The 16,521-nt window shown below is 65.4% G+C and carries 13 protein-coding genes; 7 read left to right on the forward strand and 6 right to left on the reverse strand.

Annotated elements, in window-relative coordinates:
• Positions 1 to 182 precede the first annotated feature (182 nt).
• Positions 183 to 1,604, reverse strand: a complete 1,422-nt coding sequence (locus tag BPRO_RS24325; RefSeq protein WP_011485723.1) for a peptidylprolyl isomerase — start codon at positions 1,602 to 1,604, stop codon at positions 183 to 185.
• Complete coding sequence (locus BPRO_RS24330) at positions 1,597 to 4,065, reverse strand: LPS-assembly protein LptD (protein WP_011485724.1); 2,469 nt, start codon at positions 4,063 to 4,065, stop codon at positions 1,597 to 1,599. The genes BPRO_RS24325 and BPRO_RS24330 overlap by 8 nt, the downstream gene beginning before the upstream one ends.
• 117 nt (positions 4,066 to 4,182) lie before the next feature.
• On the opposite strand from BPRO_RS24330, the gene BPRO_RS24335 reads away from it, so the two are divergent.
• The 3 genes from BPRO_RS24335 to BPRO_RS24345 all read left to right on the forward strand — a co-directional run bounded on the left by BPRO_RS24335 (position 4,183) and on the right by BPRO_RS24345 (position 7,489).
• Positions 4,183 to 5,349 carry an aminoglycoside phosphotransferase family protein gene (locus BPRO_RS24335; RefSeq protein WP_011485725.1) on the forward strand — a complete coding sequence of 389 codons (1,167 nt, stop codon included), beginning with the start codon at positions 4,183 to 4,185 and terminating at the stop codon, positions 5,347 to 5,349.
• 97 nt (positions 5,350 to 5,446) lie between these two features.
• On the forward strand, positions 5,447 to 6,229 hold the full coding sequence (locus tag BPRO_RS24340) for a 16S rRNA (uracil(1498)-N(3))-methyltransferase (protein WP_011485726.1): 783 nt from the start codon (positions 5,447 to 5,449) through the stop codon (positions 6,227 to 6,229).
• A gap of 9 nt (positions 6,230 to 6,238) precedes the next feature.
• On the forward strand, positions 6,239 to 7,489 hold the full coding sequence (locus tag BPRO_RS24345) for an MFS transporter (RefSeq protein WP_011485727.1): 1,251 nt from the start codon (positions 6,239 to 6,241) through the stop codon (positions 7,487 to 7,489).
• A 235-nt stretch (positions 7,490 to 7,724) separates the two neighbouring features.
• Here BPRO_RS24345 and BPRO_RS24350 read toward each other — a convergent pair whose 3' ends face one another.
• Together BPRO_RS24350 and BPRO_RS24355 are read right to left on the reverse strand one after the other, a co-directional pair.
• Positions 7,725 to 8,711 (reverse strand): alpha/beta hydrolase, encoded by a 987-nt coding sequence (locus BPRO_RS24350; RefSeq protein ID WP_011485728.1) that lies wholly within the window; start codon positions 8,709 to 8,711, stop codon positions 7,725 to 7,727.
• Positions 8,712 to 8,717: 6 nt separating this feature from the next.
• Positions 8,718 to 10,220 carry a M20 family metallopeptidase gene (locus BPRO_RS24355; RefSeq protein WP_011485729.1) on the reverse strand — a complete coding sequence of 501 codons (1,503 nt, stop codon included), beginning with the start codon at positions 10,218 to 10,220 and terminating at the stop codon, positions 8,718 to 8,720.
• A gap of 194 nt (positions 10,221 to 10,414) precedes the next feature.
• On the opposite strand from BPRO_RS24355, the gene BPRO_RS24360 reads away from it, so the two are divergent.
• A complete protein-coding gene (locus tag BPRO_RS24360) occupies positions 10,415 to 11,287 on the forward strand; it encodes a DUF72 domain-containing protein (RefSeq protein ID WP_011485730.1) in 873 nt (290 codons plus the stop codon).
• A 33-nt stretch (positions 11,288 to 11,320) separates the two neighbouring features.
• Here BPRO_RS24360 and asd read toward each other — a convergent pair whose 3' ends face one another.
• Together asd and BPRO_RS24370 are read right to left on the reverse strand one after the other, a co-directional pair.
• On the reverse strand, positions 11,321 to 12,175 hold the full coding sequence (gene asd / locus BPRO_RS24365) for an archaetidylserine decarboxylase (protein ID WP_011485731.1): 855 nt from the start codon (positions 12,173 to 12,175) through the stop codon (positions 11,321 to 11,323).
• Between the two features lie 115 nt (positions 12,176 to 12,290).
• A complete protein-coding gene (locus BPRO_RS24370; RefSeq protein ID WP_011485732.1) occupies positions 12,291 to 12,488 on the reverse strand; it encodes a heavy-metal-associated domain-containing protein in 198 nt (65 codons plus the stop codon).
• 358 nt (positions 12,489 to 12,846) lie between these two features.
• Between BPRO_RS24370 and BPRO_RS24375 the strand changes: the two genes are divergently transcribed.
• The 3 genes from BPRO_RS24375 (at position 12,847) to BPRO_RS24385 (ending at position 16,514) form a co-directional block, all read left to right on the forward strand.
• Positions 12,847 to 15,297, forward strand: a complete 2,451-nt coding sequence (locus BPRO_RS24375; RefSeq protein ID WP_011485733.1) for a heavy metal translocating P-type ATPase — start codon at positions 12,847 to 12,849, stop codon at positions 15,295 to 15,297.
• Complete coding sequence (gene cueR, locus BPRO_RS24380) at positions 15,294 to 15,719, forward strand: Cu(I)-responsive transcriptional regulator (RefSeq protein ID WP_011485734.1); 426 nt, start codon at positions 15,294 to 15,296, stop codon at positions 15,717 to 15,719. The genes BPRO_RS24375 and cueR overlap by 4 nt, the downstream gene beginning before the upstream one ends.
• Positions 15,720 to 15,785: 66 nt before the next feature.
• Complete coding sequence (locus BPRO_RS24385) at positions 15,786 to 16,514, forward strand: 2OG-Fe(II) oxygenase (RefSeq protein WP_011485735.1); 729 nt, start codon at positions 15,786 to 15,788, stop codon at positions 16,512 to 16,514.
• The last annotated feature ends 7 nt before the right edge of the window (positions 16,515 to 16,521 follow it).

Here is a 16,521-nt window from a genome sequence, read left to right on the forward strand (position 1 = left end):
CCGCCAAAGTTGGGGCCGCTCTCCGACAGGCTCAAGCAATTTCCCGCCGGGCCGCCCAGTGACAAGCGCGGGGACTCTCCAACCCAGCAGGGGCCGCGGGACTGGCTTTGCCAGACCGCAGGCGCAGCGGCCCCCTCGGGGGGCAGAGCGCTACACGCAGTGAGCAAACGTGGGGGCCACATTCACTGCGGCGATTCGCGGTATTCCACATAGGCACGGCCGCGGACTTCCTGCGCCCACAGCACATACGCTTCTTCCTGCTTTTTCCCGCGCAGGACGTTGCGCGCCATCTCCCGCTGGTCGCGCTGGGACATCTGCGCCTCGCGCCGCTCCAGCACCTGGATCAGGTGCACACCAAAGCGCGACACCAGCGGGTCGGAAATCTGGTTGGGAGCCAGGCCGTTCATGACCTTCTCGAACTCGGGCACAAACATGCCGGGATTGGCCCAGCCCAGATCCCCGCCTTGTTTGGCGGAGGCGTCTTCACTGTTTTCGCGGGCCAGGGCGGCAAAATCGGCCTGGCCGGCCAGGATGCGCTTCCTGAGCGCGGCCAGCTTCTCCGTGGCGGCGGTTTCGCCCTGCTTGGGGGACAGCCGCAGCAGGATGTGGCGGGCATGGGTCTGCGTGATGACTGAGCCGGGCATGCCAGCCTGCCTTTTTTCAATCACCTTCAGGATATGAAAGCCGGCACCGCTGCGTATCGGACCGGCGAGCCCGCCCACCTTCAGGCTCTTGGTGCTTTCCACAAAAAGCGGCGGGTAGCGGTCTGCCTCGCGCAGGCCCATCAACCCGCCAGTGCCGCGGGTGGGGGAATCGGAGAACTCATTGGCCAGGGCCGCAAAGTCAGCGCCCCCGCGCGCCTTATCCATCACCTGCTGGGCCTTGGCCTGCAAGGCTGCGACCTGCCCGGGCGTGGCATTTTCAGGGACCGCCACCAGAATCTGGGCCAGATTGAGGGCCAGCGAAGACAACTCGGTGCCGCCTTCCTGTTCGCGCAGGAACTGGTCAATGTCCTGCTCGGTCACCGTCACCCGCAAGTCGACCTCACGCTGGCGCAAGCGGCTGACCAGCAGCTCGTCGCGCAAATCAGACTCGAACTGGCTGTAGGCAATGCCATCGGCCTTCAGGCGACGGCGCAGTTCATCCACACTGATCTGGTTTTGCCGGGCGACCGTCTGCACGGCGGCTTCGACGGCGTTGTCGTCGACGCGCATACCGGCCGATCGGGCCAGCTGCAACTGGGCCTTGTCGCTGATCAACCGCTCCAGCACCTGCGGAACCAGTTCCCTGCGCGGGGGCAGGGGTGAGCCCTGCTGGATGATTTGCTGCTCGGTGCGGACCAGCTTGGTACGGACCTCGCTGTTGGTGATGGGCTCCGAATTCACGACCGCGACGATGAAGTCAGCCTGCCGCTGGCCCGAAGCGCTTCCGGCTGCAGCGCCCGCGCTGGCGGCGGGGGTGGGGAGCCGCAGCCCGCTGGAAGGCCGCAGGCTTTGGGCCTGCACGCCGATCAGGGGCAGGGTCAGCAGGAGCGCCAGCGCGGCAGCCAGGGGCCGGACGGAGAGCACTCTGGCGATTCCGGCGAAAAGACGGTCATTAGTCATAGGTGGTAAAGCGGCTTGGGGTGTTGATTTTCTCACGCAGGTATTGGTAGCGTGGAACGTTGGATTTGAGGGTTTCCAGAGGGTTCGCGCCAATGCGCGAAAAACCGACCAGTTCAAGCTGGAACAGGATCCGGGTGTCGGACGTTGCCGTGCCGTTTTGCGTGCGCTGCAGCACGACCCGGCCGATCCAGCAGCAGCCGTCGTATTCCACACCGACGATCGCGTCCACCAGCTTCCTGTCGGGCACGCTGTAATTCAGGCGCCCAACCGCATAGTAACGCCCTCCGCCCTGACCCTGCCCAGCCCCCAGGTCGCGCCCCTTGTCGCCCCACAGGTCATTGAGGGGCCACTGCCAGCCCACGTCAATCTGTTCGCTGATGTTGCGCTGGCGCCGGTACGCGGCGCTGATCACGCGGTAGTTTCCGGGGTTGTAGCGCACCCCGATCGAGCTGCGTTCGGACTGTTTGGTCTTGGGGTTGTATTGCACCGTGCTGTCAAAAGACCACTGCGGCACCCAGTTGACCGACGCGCCCACCAGCAAATCGCTGATGCGGTCGGTGATGGGCAAGGCGCCCGGCAAGGTCACGCGCTGGTCGGCAAAGCGCAGGCGCTGCGCGACACCCACGCGCACGGCCTCGGCACCGGTGGCAGGGTCCAGCAAACGGGAGGTCACGCCCAGGGTGAGCAGGTTGGCGTCTGAAATGCGATCGTTGCCGACAAAGGCATTCTCGGTAAACACCGTCGCAAAGTTGAAGTCATTGGCGCCCGAGTCGTAGTTGGGCAACAGGCTCTGGTCGCGGTAAGGCGTGCGCACATAAAAAGCCCGCGGCTCCAGTGTCTGGGTAAAACTGCGGCCCAGGAAGCCAGCCTGGCGTTCGAACTGCAGGCCGCTGTCCAGGCTGAAGGTCGGAACCGTGCGCGACGCCGACCGCGCGCCATTGACCAGCGGCGCGTCGAACTGGTAGCTGGTGGCGTGCAACTGCATTTTGGGGGTGATGAATCCGGCCGGCGACAGCCACGGGTGGCTGAGCTGGGCGCGGGTGAAGGCCCGGTTGCTATTGGGTTGCCCCGTCAACGTCCTGTCAGCGGAGAATCGGGTGTAGTCGCCCTCCACCGACCAGTCGAATCCGCGACCCAGGCCCAGCAGTGGCGCATCCACCCGGGTGTAATTGGCGGTGAACTGGGGCAGGCGGTCGTAGGGCGGGACGATGGGCGCGCTCAGGTCCTGCAGTGTCTGCCATTTGAGGGTGCGTACGGCAGCGGCAAAGAACCCACGGTTCCAGCTCACGGTGGCGTCCTGGGCTAGCAGACGCTGGGTGGTGGAGTTCGAGGCGATGGGGAAATCGCGCCAATAATCGTTGTCGCTGACCCGGCTCAAATTGAGGTTGACGCCCAGATTGCCGATGGCGGACAGCCCGCTGTCGATGGTGCCGCTGTGCTGGTAGCCGTAGGACCAGCGATCCCGGTTGCGCAACTTGTCGCCGGGCAGGATGTTGGCGCGCAGCTCGCCCTTGTAGGTCGGCTCCAGGTAGCGGAACTCGCCGGCCAGATCCACGCCGCGCTTGGTCATGATGGCGGGCGAGAATGTCGCATCGCGGTTCGGCGCAATGTCGAAATAATACGGTTGCCGCACTTCAAAGCCGTTGACCGAACTCATGTTGAGGGTCGGCGGCAGCAGGCCCGACTTGCGCTTGTCGCTCAGCGGAAAGCTGAATTTGGGAAACCCCAGAATGGGCACGTTCTTGAAACGCAGCACCGCGCCGTTGGCCACGCCGACTTCCTCGTCGAAATCAAATTCGAAGCTCCTGGCGCGCAATTCCCAGGCGGGCTTCCAGCTGGCTTCGTTGTCGCGCTCGCAGGTGGTGTAGCTGGCACGGTGCGCCGTGAGGTGTTTGTCATCGATAAAATCGACCCGCTCGGCCTGGCCGTTGCCGCCATTACTCAGAAAGCGGTAGCGCGGCTGGGTGAAAAAGCCCTCAAACCGGTCCAGCGTGATCTCCAGCTCGGGACCTTCAAACCGGTTGCCGGCGTTGTTGATGCGCACGTTGCCACGGCTTTTGACGCGATCTTCGGGCTGGTAATACTCGATCCGGTCGGCGCGTATGCTGGTGGCGCCGCGGCGCAGTTCCGCGTTGCCATCGATCACGGTTTCCAGATTGGGGCGGCCCGAGACGCTGTCGCCGAACACAAAGGTCGGCCCTTCATCTCCGGGTCCGTTGGGCACCTCCTCGGCCAGCGCCGGAGAGCTTTTGAGCTTGAGCGGGGTTTCCTGCTGCGCCGCAACCGGCGCAGAAGCGGGCGGGCGCGCTCCCAACGGGACTTCAGAGCCCCCCGCAGGCGCAGGCACCTGGGCATGCCCCGACCCGGCGTACGTCCAGCCCAGCGTGGCGCACAGCACCAGACGGGAGACGGCGTGAGCCACCGGGGAAAGAATAAAGGGGGAGCGGGATGCGCGGCGCATCGTTTATGTGAGATAAACCCGTTTGTAAAATCAAGGCCGATTATCCATGACCCTCCACTCCATCCTTGGCGCCGCGAAGCAGCGCCGGGCCGCCGCCCTGACGAGGGCCCGCCAATCATGATTCCTTCCCCTGTCGTCTGGGCCGATCCGGCGCGTGCCAGCGCCTTTGACAGCTGGCTGGCCGACATGGCCGGGCAGCACCGCCTGCGGGCCGATAGCGTGAGACTGGCTTCCGCTGACGCGAGCTTTCGCCGTTATCTGCGGGTAGACCGGGCAGACGGTGCGGGCAGTTTCATCATCATGGACGCGCCGCCGGCCCAGGAAGACTGCAAGCCCTTCGTCAAGGTGGCGGGGCTGATGCAGGACGCGGGCCTGAATGCGCCGCGCGTGCTGTCCTGGGATGAGCCCCTGGGCTTCATGCTGCTCACGGACCTGGGCGCGCAGACCATGCTCGACGTGATCGGACCACCCCAGGCCGCCGATGCCATCGCCAGCCCGACGGCTGCACACCATGCGCTGTACATGGATGCGGTGGATGCGCTGGTGCGCTGGCAGCTCGCCTCCCGGCCGGACGTGCTGCCGCCCTATGACGATGCATTGTTGTCGCGCGAACTGGCGCTCTTCCCCGAGTGGTATGTCGCCCGGCACCGCGGCTTGGCACTGGATACCGGACTGCAGGACAAGCTCGATGGCCTGTTTGCGCAGATCAAAGCCAGCAACCTGCAGTCGCTGGGCGGGGCGCGCGTCTATGTGCACCGGGACTTCATGCCCCGAAATTTGATGGCCCCCACGCTTGTCGCTTCGCGTGCTGCACTGCCCCCCGAGGGGGCTGTTTCGCCTTGGGGCGGCCCGGCGGCGAAACCTCATGGTGAGTCCAGCACGCGCTTGGGCATCCTGGACTTCCAGGATGCGGTGTACGGCCCCATCACCTATGACATTGCCAGCCTGATGCGCGACGCGTTCCTGAGCTGGGACGAGGACTTCGTGCTCGACGTCACCGTGCGCTACTGGCAAAAGGCGCGCACGGCCAGCCTGCCGGTCGGTGATGATTTCGGCGAGTTTTACCGCGCCGTGGAATGGATGGGCCTGCAGCGCCACCTCAAGGTACTCGGCATCTTTGCGCGGCTCACGCTGCGCGACGGCAAGCCCAAATACCTGGCGGACACGCCGCGCTTTATCAAGTACGCACGCAACACCGCCGCCCGCTACCGGCAGCTCGGTCCGCTGATGGTCCTGCTCGACGAGATTGAAGGCAACGAAACCCGCGTGGGCTACACTTTCTGATGCGAATCGACGCACCAGCCCATACACCACGGCACCTGACAGCTATTGTTTTTGTAGCCATCGAGTCATGCTGCCGGCCTAACCCTGTCCCGACGCCGTGACCGCCCGCTTCCACGCCGACCTGGCGCTGGTGCCCGGCAGTTCCGTCAGCCTGCCGGATCAGACCGCCCGCCACGTGCAGGTCCTGCGCCTGCAGCCCGGTGATCACATCACGCTGTTCAACGGGGCAGGTGAGGGCGGCGGGATCGGCGAAGGTGAGTTTGACGCCACCATTGAACACATGGGCCGCAGCGATGTGCGGGCGATGGTGGGGGCCTATACCGCAACGCGGCGTGAAACAGACCGCGCCGTCCACCTGGCGCTGGGCATGCCCGCCAATGAACGCATGGACTGGCTGATCGAAAAAGCCACCGAACTGGGCGCGGCCAGTATCCAGCCGCTGATGAGCGAACGCAGCGTGCTGCGCATCAAGGGCGAGCGGGCCGACAAGAAGCTGGCGCACTGGCGGGGCGTGGCCGTGGCGGCATGCGAACAATGCGGCCGTAACCGCCTGCCGGCCATTCGCGAGGTGATGGGCCTTGGCGACTGGCTGAAAGCCCAGGCCGGGCAGACCGCTGGCGTTACGCAAGATAGCGCGGAGGCAGTGGGCACAAGGCTGCTGCTGTCACTGCAGGCGGGCACACGCCCGCTGGCCCAGGCCGTGGCCAACACCGGTGCCCTGACCTTTCTGAGCGGCCCCGAAGGCGGCCTGAGCCCTGCCGAAGAAGCCGCCGCCATCGCCTGTGGTTTTGTCCCCGTGACCCTGGGCCCGCGCGTGCTGCGCGCCGAAACCGCGCCGCTGGCCTGCCTGTCGCTGCTGATGCTGGCGTCTGCGCTTTAAGCTTTACCCATGAACCGCAACCTCTGGCTGCTGGCGATCTGCCAGGGTTTGTTTCTGACCAACAACGTCACCTTCATTGCCATCAATGGGCTGGTCGGCCTGAATCTGGCGCCACTGGGCTGGATGGCGACGCTGCCCGTCATGGGCTATGTCGTCGGCGGTGCGCTCTCGACCGGGCTGGTGGCGCATACGCAAAGCCGCTTCGGCCGCAAAACCTCGTTCCAGCTCGGGCTGGCGGTCGCCCTGGCGTCGGCCTTGCTCTGCTGCTATGCGGCTTACAGCAAAAACTTCTGGCTGTTGGTCACGGCGACCGTGGTGGCGGGTTATTACAACGCCAATGCGCAGTTGTACCGTTTTGCAGCCGCAGAGTTGGCGCTTCCGGCCTTTCGTGAAAAAGCCATTTCATGGGTGATGGCCGGCGGGCTGATGGGCGCGGTGGCGGGTCCGAATCTGGCGGCCTACACACGCGGCCTGACCGAGGTGCCCTTTGCCGGCGCCTACCTGGCGCTGGCCGGCGTGGCACTACTGGCCATGGGGCTGCTGGCCTTCATCCATTTTCCGCCGGCCGAATCCGGCGATGGCCATGGCCGCCGCGCCGGGCCGCCCCAAGCAAGGCCAGCCCCCTCGGGTGGCAGCGAAGTACACGAAGTGACAAGCGTGGGGGCGCCTGAAGGCCGGCCGCTGGGCCTGATCATGCGCCAGCCGGTCTTCATTGTCGCCGCGGCGGCGGGTGCGCTGGGCTATGGCGTGATGAACCTCCTGATGGCGGCGACGCCGATTGCCATGCAGGTCTGCGGCCTGCCGTTTTCCGATGTGGCGGTGGTGCTGCAATGGCATGTGATCGGCATGTTTGCGCCAGGCTTTTTCACCGGCCATCTGATCAAGCGCTACGGCACCCTGCCCATCATGGCGGTGGGTCTGGCACTGAACATCCTGTGCGTGGGCATTGCGCTGTCGGGCGTTGATTTCAGGCAGTTTTTGCTTGCGCTGTTTTTACTCGGCCTGGGCTGGAACTTCCTCTTCACCGGCGGCACTGCACTGGCGCTGACCGCTTACCGCCCCGAAGAAAAAGACAAGGCCCAGGGTGCGCTGAATTTCTGCGTGTTTGCGGTGCTGGCGGTCTCTTCCCTGGCGTCCGGCGTGCTGGTGACCACCCAGGGCTGGGCACTGCTGAACCTGGGCTCGTTGCTGCCACTGGGTCTGACCGGACTGGCACTGGGCTGGCTTGCCCTGAAGCAGCGCCGGTACCAAACTGCCTGAGTGGGTGGGCCCGGTTTTTATCCATACTGGGAGCAGCTCGTCGGTCTGCTTGATTCCCTGTTGGGTGCAGTCGTGAACGGGCGGCAGCCGCAAAGCGGTGACAGCGCCGCCAGCGGCGGCTTGGGTGGGCTGGGCGGCCTGCTGCAAAAAGGCTGAGCCGTCGTCCACGTCCCGCTTTTGTTATCAATTCAATCGCTCACCACGGCTGCAGAGCATGGGCTGCGGGCTGTTTTCTCTAAAACCTGGCGTCCAGCCAGTCCTTGAGCGTGTCAAACACCTGCGCGGCATCCACCTCGTTGAAAATCTCGTGATAGAAGCCCTCGAAGCACTTGCTAGTCACGGTGCCGGGCGCCACGGCCGATGAGCTGGCGGCAGCCTCCGCAAAAGCGCGGCTGCCTGCGGGGTTGACGAGGCGGTCGGCGCCGGCGTACATCAGCAAGGTGGGCGTGCTCCAGCGGGCGGCGGCCGCCACGGTGGCCGGCCCTCCGACGGCAATGAACTCACCCAACCGGGAAGATATCTTGTTGTGCACCCGACGGTCAGCCAGGTATTTTTGAACCACCAGGTCATCGTGAGAAAGGGCATAGGGGTCCAGCCCATTGCTGACGCACAGATTGGGCGCCAGCCTGGGCATCACGGCCAGCAACAGTTTCTGCAGTGCATTGAGCCCCGGGTCCAGCGCCGGGGACGACATCACCAGACCGTCCACCGGGCGCATATTGAGCGCGACGAAGCGGCTCACGACAAGACCACCCAGGCTGTGCCCCAGCAGGATCAAGGGCAGGGGCTGCGGCTCCGGCTGCGAGGCGCTGCCGGCAGGCCGCAAGCGCCTGCAGTGCAGCCGCATATCATCGACCATCTCTGCCAGGTCTTCGAGCAGGGCTGTGTCATCGGGCAGCACACCGCGCGCGCCACCCGACCGCCCGTGGCCGCGCTGGTCGTAGGCCCGTACTTCAAAACCCCATTCCAGCAGCCGGCGGGCCACCGGCGCATAGCGGCCGGCGTGCTCGCCCAGACCGTGAACCATCAGCACCACCGCGCGGGGTGGCCGCCTGATCCGGCCCATTTCATTGGCCCAGTCATCCAGCGGCCACTCGTACAGCGCCAGGTTTTCGCCGTCGCGGGCAGTGAAGGGCACGACCACCGTGGAGGGTGTGTGGTGAGGCTTCGATTTGGGGAAAACGACTTTGGGCGCAGTCTTGTTGAAAGAAAAAACAGCCATGCGCATTCAACCCGGCATCCGGGCCATGACATGCGCTACCGCTGCGGTCAGCTTCTTGGCATAGGGCACGTTCAGGAATTCATTGGGCCCATGGGCATTACTCTTGGGGCCCAGCACGCCGCAGACCATCATCTGCGCCTTGGGAAAGCCATGGCTCAGCATGTTCATGAGCGGGATCGTGCCGCCCTGGCCAATGGTGCCGCAGGGCGCGCCAAAGAAACTCTGCGAGGCATCGTTCAGCGCCTGCTCAAACCAGGGCACGGTACCGGGGGCGTTCCAGCCGGTGGCGCCGCCGCTGCTTTCAAAGGTGACCCGGGCCTGGTAGGGAGCGTTGTCTTCGAGCAGGGTTTTCAGTTCCTGCACGGCGGCGCTGGCGTCAATCAGCGGCGGAAAGCGCAGCGAGAGCTTGAAGGCGGTGTAGGGTCGCAGCACATTGCCCGCATCCTGGAGCGCCGGAAAACCTTCCGCGCCGGTCACGCTCAGGGTGGGCCGCCAGGTGCGGTTGAGCAGCGCCTCCACCGGGTCGTTGGTGGTCGGCAGGGCCAGGGTGTTTGAGCCTTCGCAGTCGTAGTGGGCCCACGGAAAGCGCTTGTAGATTTCATCGCCCAGAATTTGGGCCGTGGCCTGCGCCTGGGCCAGCCGGTCGGCCGGGATTTCACAGTGAAAGCTCTGCGGCAGCAGGCGCCCGGTCTTGCTGTCCTCCAGGCGGTCCAGCACCTGCCGCATGATGCGAAAGCTCGACGGCACCAGCCCGCTGGCATCGCCCGAATGCACGCCCTCGGTCAGCACCTCGACCTTGAGCACACCGGCCGCATTGCCGCGCAGGCTGGTGGTGAGCCAGAGCTGGTCGTAATTGCCCGCGCCGGAGTCCAGGCAGACCACCAGCGCCACGTCGCCCAGCCGGTCTTTGAGCGCGTTCACATAGGGCAGCAGGTCATAGGAGCCGCTTTCTTCGCAGGATTCGATCAGGCCGACGATGCGCGGGTGCGCCACGCCCTGCGCCTTCAGGGCCTGTACCGCGGCAATGCTGGCATACACCGCATAACCGTCATCGGCGCCGCCGCGGCCATAGAGCTTGCCGTCCTCGTATTTCGGCGTCCACGGGCCCAGGTCATTGCGCCAGCCGGTGAACTCGGGCTGCTTGTCGAGGTGGCCGTACATCAACACCGTGGGACGTGCCCCCACGCTTGTCGCTTCGCGTACTGCGCTGCCTGACGAAGCCGGAATCTCAAAAAACAGCACCGGCGTGCGCCCTTCCAGCCGCACGATCTCCAGCGTCAGGCCTTCGACTTTTTGCGCCTCCACCCAGCTGGCGGCGTTGCGCATGACGGTGTCGATGAAACCGTGCTGCGCCCAGTCGCTGTCAAAAGTGGGCGACTTGGCGGGAATGGCGATGTAGTCGGTGATCTGTTGGACGATGTCGCCGTCCCACTGAGCGGACACCTGCGACAGGGCTTGGGCGGCGTTGAGGACGCTGGCGGGAATTTCGCGGTGCAGGGGGGCATTCATGGGGGCAAACTCCGGGAACGAAAAGTGCGCGCTGGGCAATGGCTGCTACTTTACGCTGACCTTAAAAATCGCGCCACTGAATACTGGCGCGGAATGCGACTTACAGCTGCAGTTGCGGCCCCGGCCTGTTTGATCGATGATTTCTGGCCCAACTATCTCCTTCATTTAGAGGAGATCCCGCACATGGAGACCTGATGACCCGTCCATCCAGCGAACGACTGCAAGCTACATCCGACCCTGTTACCGCGCAAACCCCGACATCCATCCGTGTCGGTGTGGGTGGCTGGACCTATGAACCCTGGCGGGGCAACTTCTTTCCGGACGGCCTGCCGCACAGCCAGGAACTGGCCTACGCAAGCCGCCAGCTCAGCGCCATCGAGGTCAACGGCACCTACTACGGCACGCTCAAGCCGGCCAGCTTCAAAAAGTGGCATGACGAAACGCCGGATGATTTCGTTTTTTCGCTCAAGGCCTCGCGTTACGCCACCAACCGCCGGGTACTGGCCGAGGCGGGCGACTCGATCACCCGCTTTGTGGAGAGCGGCATCAGTGAACTGGGCCGCAAGCTCGGCCCCATCGTCTGGCAGTTCATGCCCGGCAAGGTGTTTGAGGCGCAGGATTTCGAGGCCTTCCTGGCGCTGTTGCCAGCGCAGGTTGATGGGCGAGCGCTGCGCCATGTGGTGGATGTGCGCCATGAAAGCTTCATGGACCCGGCGTACCTGGCGCTGGCGCGGCGTTACCGGGTGGCGACGGTGTTTACCGACGCCGACAAGTTCCCCTCGTTTGCCGACCTGACGGGCGACCTCGTCTATGCCCGGCTGATGATGAGCGATGCCGCACTGGCCACCGGCTACGCGGAGGCGGCACTGGACGCCTGGGCGGAGCGCGCCCGCCGCTGGGCCGCCGGCGAGACGCCGGAAGACCTGCCGGCCGTAGAGGCGCCGCCAGCTCCCGTTCGGTCCCGCGAAGTGTTCATTTACTTCATCAATGGCGCGAAGGAAAAGGCACCTGCTGCAGCGATGGCACTGCTGGCACGCCTGGGCTTCCAGCCAACGCCCGCACCCTGAAAGTAAAGGCCCGGATTTTTTAACCCGACTTCTTCAGGCGTAGTTGGCCATGGCTTCGCCCAGCCGGATGAGGCGGCCGGGCGCCCAGTCGGGATTGAAGTGCAGCGGTCCGGCGGGAAAGAGCATGACGACCGTCGAGCCGAGCAAAAAGCGGCCCATCTCCTCGCCGCGCCGCAACACCACAGCGGCCTCGGCGTTGGGGTCGTAGTCCCAGGCGCGCACCTGCTTGCCGCGCGGTGGATTCACCACGCCATGCCACACCGTGGCCATGCTGCCCACAATGGTGGCGCCGACCAGGATCAGCACAAACGGTCCGCGCGGCGAGTCGAACACGCACACCACACGCTCGTTGCGCGCAAACAGCCCGGGCACGCCGCGTGCGGTAACGGGGTTGACGGAAAACAGCTCGCCAGGCACGTGGACCATGCGCGCCAGGCGCCCGTCGCAAGGCATGTGAATGCGGTGGTAATCCTTGGGGCTCAGGTACAGCGTGGCAAAGCTGCCGTTCTGGAATTGCGCGGCCAACGCGGCGTCGCCACCCACCAGCGCCGTGGTGGAATAGTGGTGCCCCTTGGCCTGGAAAATCTGGTCATGCTCAATCCGGCCGAACTGGCTGATCGCACCGTCGACCGGCGAAATCAGGTCGGCGTCAGCCAGGGGCCGCACACCGGGCTTGAGCGCACGGGTGAAAAAATCATTGAATGTCAGGTAACTGGCGATGTCGGAACGGGCGGCTTCCTCCATGTTCACCTGGTATTTGGCAACAAAGCGACGAATGATTTCGGTGGTGATCCAGCCACGCTCCCGCGATGCAACGAAACCTGCGAAAGCAGTCAGCGCCTGCTTGGGCAGCAGGTATTGGGGTAGTACGGAAAAGCGGTGGGACACAGGCGCTGGCGGTAGTGAGGGGAAGAATCATTCTATCGGCGCACACAACACGCCCCCTGTGGCCGCACCCGCACCTCATGCGCCTGCTCCCGCGAGACCCACAGGATGCGGAGGTTCAGTGGGTGGGATAACCGGCTTGCGACAGCGCCGCCGCGATCTTTTGCCGGTCTTGCGTGGTCTGGACCATCACCTTTTTACGGGCCAGGTCCACATTGACCTCCGCGGCGGGATCCAGCCCCTTCAGCGTCTGGGTGATCGCGCTGGCGCAGTGCCCGCAGCTCATCGAGGGGACATCGAATTCCTTGAGTTCCATAAAACCTCCTTGAACAATTGAAGCAAGTGCAGTGTTGCATGCTTGATGGAACCCATAAACGCGATGGATGTTGGGTCAGGGCAAGGCGCAAACCACCGCGATACCCGCCGGTATCGCGCGGATTTGCAACGCCGCCATGGCGCAAAAGACGCGGTTTTATGTTCCAGATAGCATGCAACACTGCACTCACAGTTTGAACCTTCCCACGGGGGCAGGGTCAACCCGCCCGACCCAAAGTCCCGGCGAATTGAGGGTTATTGGCGGCACAGGCTTGACCCTGCCATGATGGTAAGGTTCAGACTGCGGTTTCGCCTCTTCCCTCCATCCCTCTCCAACCACCTGCCGCAGGAGCGCACCCATGAGCATCGCAGAAACATTGACAACGCCCGATACCACCGTGGCGCTGAACGATTGGCGCTTTCCGGTGCAGGGCATGACCTGTGCGTCCTGCGTCGCCCGGGTGGAGCAGGCCCTGCGCGGCATTGCGGGGGTGCTGGAGGTCAATGTCAATTTTGCGACCGAGCAGGCCGCCGTCAAGGCGCGTGGTGATGTAGCGATGGGAACGCTGAAGGCCGCCGTGGAGAAGGCGGGCTATGCCGTCACCGAGCAGCCGCTGCGGCTCGGCATAGAGGGCATGACCTGCGCGTCCTGCGTCTCGCGCGTGGAGAAGGCGCTCAGGCAGCTGCCCGGCGTGCTGTCGGCCGAGGTCAATCTGGCCACCGAGACGGCCGAGGTCAATCTGATGGGTGGCACGATCTCGATGCCTCAACTCATCGCCGCGGTGGCCAAGGCGGGCTACCAGGCCCACGAAATGCGGGCCCCCGGCGACAGCCTGGCCGATCAGGCCCGCGCCGCCGGCAAGCCCGGCGCGCCGTGGTGGCCGGTCGCGCTGGCGGCGCTCCTGTCCGCGCCGCTGATCCTGCCCATGCTGGGTGCGCTGGCCGGCCGGCACTGGATGCTGGACGGCTGGCTGCAATGGGCGCTGGCCACGCCGGTGCAGTTCTGGCTGGGTGCGCGCTTTTACCGCGCGGGTTTCAAGGCCCTGCGCGCCCGGACCGGCAACATGGACCTGCTGGTGGCCATCGGTACATCAGCCGCCTATGGCCTCAGTGTTTACCAGCTGCTGGTGCACGGCGAACACGCGATGGATCACCTCTACTTCGAGGCCTCGGCCGTCGTGATCACGCTGGTGCTGATGGGCAAATGGATGGAAGCGCGCGCCAAGCGCCAGACCACCGAAGCGATCCGCGCGCTCAATGCGCTGCGGCCGGACACCGCACGCCGGCGCCGCGACGGCCGGGACGAAGAGGTCGCCATCTCCGAGGTGCGGGTGGGCGACCTGGTCGTGGTGCGCCCCGGGGAACGCATCGCCGTCGACGGTAACATCATCGAAGGCGACACCCAGGTCGACGAGTCGCTGATCACGGGCGAAAGCCTGCCCGTCAGCAAGCACGCGGGCGACCGCGTCACCGGCGGAGCCATCAACGCCGAAGGCCTGATCGTGGTGCGCACCGCGGCCGTCGGAGCCGAATCCACGCTGGCGCGCATTGTGCGCATGGTGGAGTCGGCGCAAGCCCGCAAGGCACCGATACAGCGGCTGGTCGACCAGGTCAGCGCGGTGTTCGTGCCGGTGGTCATGGCCATCGCGCTGCTGACGCTGCTGGGCTGGGGCTTACTCACCGGCCAGTGGGAGGCCGCCATCCTGCATGCCGTGGCCGTGCTGGTGATCGCCTGCCCGTGCGCGCTGGGGCTGGCCACACCGACGGCCATCATGGCCGGCACCGGGGTGGCCGCGCGCCATGGCATCCTGATCAAGGACGCCGAGGCACTGGAAGTCGCGCACCGCGTCAAGCTGGTGGCCTTTGACAAGACCGGCACGCTGACGCAGGGCCATCCCGAGCTGGTCGCGCTGGAGCCTTACGGCGGTTCGCGTGATGCCCTGCTGGCCTGGAGTGCCGCCATCCAGGCCGGCAGCGAGCACCCGCTGGCCAAAGCCGTGGTCGCGCAGGCCGCGCGGGACGGCCTGCACGTTCCTGCCGCGTCACAGGTGCAGGCGGTCGCCGGGCGCGGCATGTCGGCAGTGGTCGAGGGGCGGGCACTTCGGCTGGGCAGCCCGCGCTTCATGCAGGAGCTGGGGGTCGACCTGGGTGCCTGCGCGGCACGCGCCCAGGCGCTGGAGGACGAAGGCCGCACCGTGTCCTGGCTGGCCGACGTCACCGTCCAGCCGCAACTGCTGGGCCTGATGGCGTTTGGCGACAGCCTCAAGCCGGCCGCAGGCCCGGCCATTGCCCGGCTGCACGCGCTGGGCATACAGACCGCCCTGATCACCGGCGACAACCGCGGCAGCGCTGAAAGCGTGGCTCGCCAGCTTGGCATTGACCGGGTGCATTTTCAGGTGCTGCCGGAAGACAAGGCCGGCATCCTCAGCCGGCTCAAGCGGGAGCTGCAGGGCACGGCCGGCCACACCGCGATGGTGGGCGACGGCATCAATGACGCACCGGCCCTGGCGGCCGCCGATGTCGGTATTGCCATGTCCACCGGCACCGATGTGGCCATGCATGCGGCGGGCATCACGCTGATGCGCGGCGACCCTGCGCTGGTGGCCGATGCCATCGACATCTCGCGCCGCACCTACGCCAAGATCCGGCAAAACCTGTTCTGGGCATTTTTCTACAACGTGGTGGGCATACCGCTGGCGGCCTTTGGCCTGCTGAACCCGGTGATTGCCGGTGCCGCCATGGCCTTGAGCAGCGTCAGCGTGGTGATGAACGCGCTGCTGCTGCGGCGCTGGAAAGGAAGCACGACATGATGGACAAACACATCGCACACATCGCCAACGGCCCCTTCAACATCGGCCAGGCGGCCGCCCGCTCCGGCGTGTCTTCCAAGATGATCCGCCACTACGAATCCCTGGGCCTGCTGCCGGCCGTGCACCGCACCGGCGCGGGCTACCGCCAGTATGGCGAGAAGGAAGTGCACACCCTGAGCTTCATTCGCCGCGCCCGCACGCTGGGCTTCAGCATGGCCGAGATCGCCGAGCTGCTCAAGCTGTGGCAAAACAAGCGCCGCGCCAGCGCCGACGTCAAGCGCATCGCGCTGGCCCATGTGGCCGACCTGGAACGGCGCATTGCCGAGATGGCGGCGATGAAGCAAACCCTGCAGCATCTGGCGCATTGCTGCCAGGGCAACAACCGGCCGGATTGCCCCATCCTGACCGAGCTGGCTGCCTGAGCCGGGGTCGCCATGAAATGTCCGGATACGGCGTGCATACAGGGGCCCGCCGATTTATGCTGATGCATGGACCTGTTTGCTTCACGCCTTGCTTCACACCTCACGCCCGACGCCGCTCACTGGAGCGAGACCACGGCCGAGTTGAACCGCCAGGGCAGCGCGATCATCCCGCAGCTGCTCAGCGCCTCTGAATGCGAGGCCCTCGTCAGGCTCTACCCTGACGGCCGGCACTTCCGCAGCCGTGTCGTGATGCAGCAGCATGGCTTTGGGCGCGGCGAATACCAGTATTTCAGCTACCCGCTGCCCGAAACCGTGGCGCGCCTGCGCGCCACCTTGTACCCCGAACTGGTCGGCGTGGCCAATGCGTGGAACGAGGCCATGGGCCTGGAGGTGCGTTACCCCGAGGACCACGCCAGTTTTCTGGCGCGCTGCCATGCGGCCGGCCAGCAGCGCCCGACACCGCTGCTGCTGCAATACGGGCCCGGCGACTACAACTGCCTGCACCAGGACCTGTATGGCGAGCATGTCTTTCCGATCCAGGTGACGGTATTGCTGTCGCGCCCCGGTGAAGACTTCACGGGCGGCGAGTTTGTACTGACCGAACAGCGCCCGCGCATGCAGTCCCGGCCGGAAGTGGTGCCGCTGGCGCAGGGTGATGCCGTGGTGTTTGCGGTGCACCACCGACCGGTGCAGGGCAGCCGGGGGGTTTACCGGGTCAACATGCGGCATGGGGTCAGCCGGCTGCGCGCTGGCCACCGCTACACGCTGGGTGTAATCTTTCATGATGCGCAGTAAGCACCCG

Source organism: Polaromonas sp. JS666 (genome assembly GCF_000013865.1).
Lineage (GTDB): Bacteria > Pseudomonadota > Gammaproteobacteria > Burkholderiales > Burkholderiaceae_C > Polaromonas.

What these genes read in the sequence shown, in the direction of transcription:
- BPRO_RS24375 (WP_011485733.1), top strand. Translation starts at nt 12,847, where the DNA reads ATGAGCATCGCAGAAACATTGACAACGCCCGATACCACCGTGGCGCTG.
- BPRO_RS24345 (WP_011485727.1), top strand. Translation starts at nt 6,239, where the DNA reads ATGAACCGCAACCTCTGGCTGCTGGCGATCTGCCAGGGTTTGTTTCTG.
- BPRO_RS24385 (WP_011485735.1), top strand. Translation starts at nt 15,786, where the DNA reads ATGGACCTGTTTGCTTCACGCCTTGCTTCACACCTCACGCCCGACGCC.
- BPRO_RS24325 (WP_011485723.1), bottom strand. Translation starts at nt 1,604, where the DNA reads ATGACTAATGACCGTCTTTTCGCCGGAATCGCCAGAGTGCTCTCCGTC.
- BPRO_RS24355 (WP_011485729.1), bottom strand. Translation starts at nt 10,220, where the DNA reads ATGAATGCCCCCCTGCACCGCGAAATTCCCGCCAGCGTCCTCAACGCC.
- cueR (WP_011485734.1), top strand. Translation starts at nt 15,294, where the DNA reads ATGATGGACAAACACATCGCACACATCGCCAACGGCCCCTTCAACATC.
- BPRO_RS24350 (WP_011485728.1), bottom strand. Translation starts at nt 8,711, where the DNA reads ATGGCTGTTTTTTCTTTCAACAAGACTGCGCCCAAAGTCGTTTTCCCC.
- BPRO_RS24360 (WP_011485730.1), top strand. Translation starts at nt 10,415, where the DNA reads ATGACCCGTCCATCCAGCGAACGACTGCAAGCTACATCCGACCCTGTT.
- BPRO_RS24330 (WP_011485724.1), bottom strand. Translation starts at nt 4,065, where the DNA reads ATGCGCCGCGCATCCCGCTCCCCCTTTATTCTTTCCCCGGTGGCTCAC.
- BPRO_RS24335 (WP_011485725.1), top strand. Translation starts at nt 4,183, where the DNA reads ATGATTCCTTCCCCTGTCGTCTGGGCCGATCCGGCGCGTGCCAGCGCC.
- BPRO_RS24370 (WP_011485732.1), bottom strand. Translation starts at nt 12,488, where the DNA reads ATGGAACTCAAGGAATTCGATGTCCCCTCGATGAGCTGCGGGCACTGC.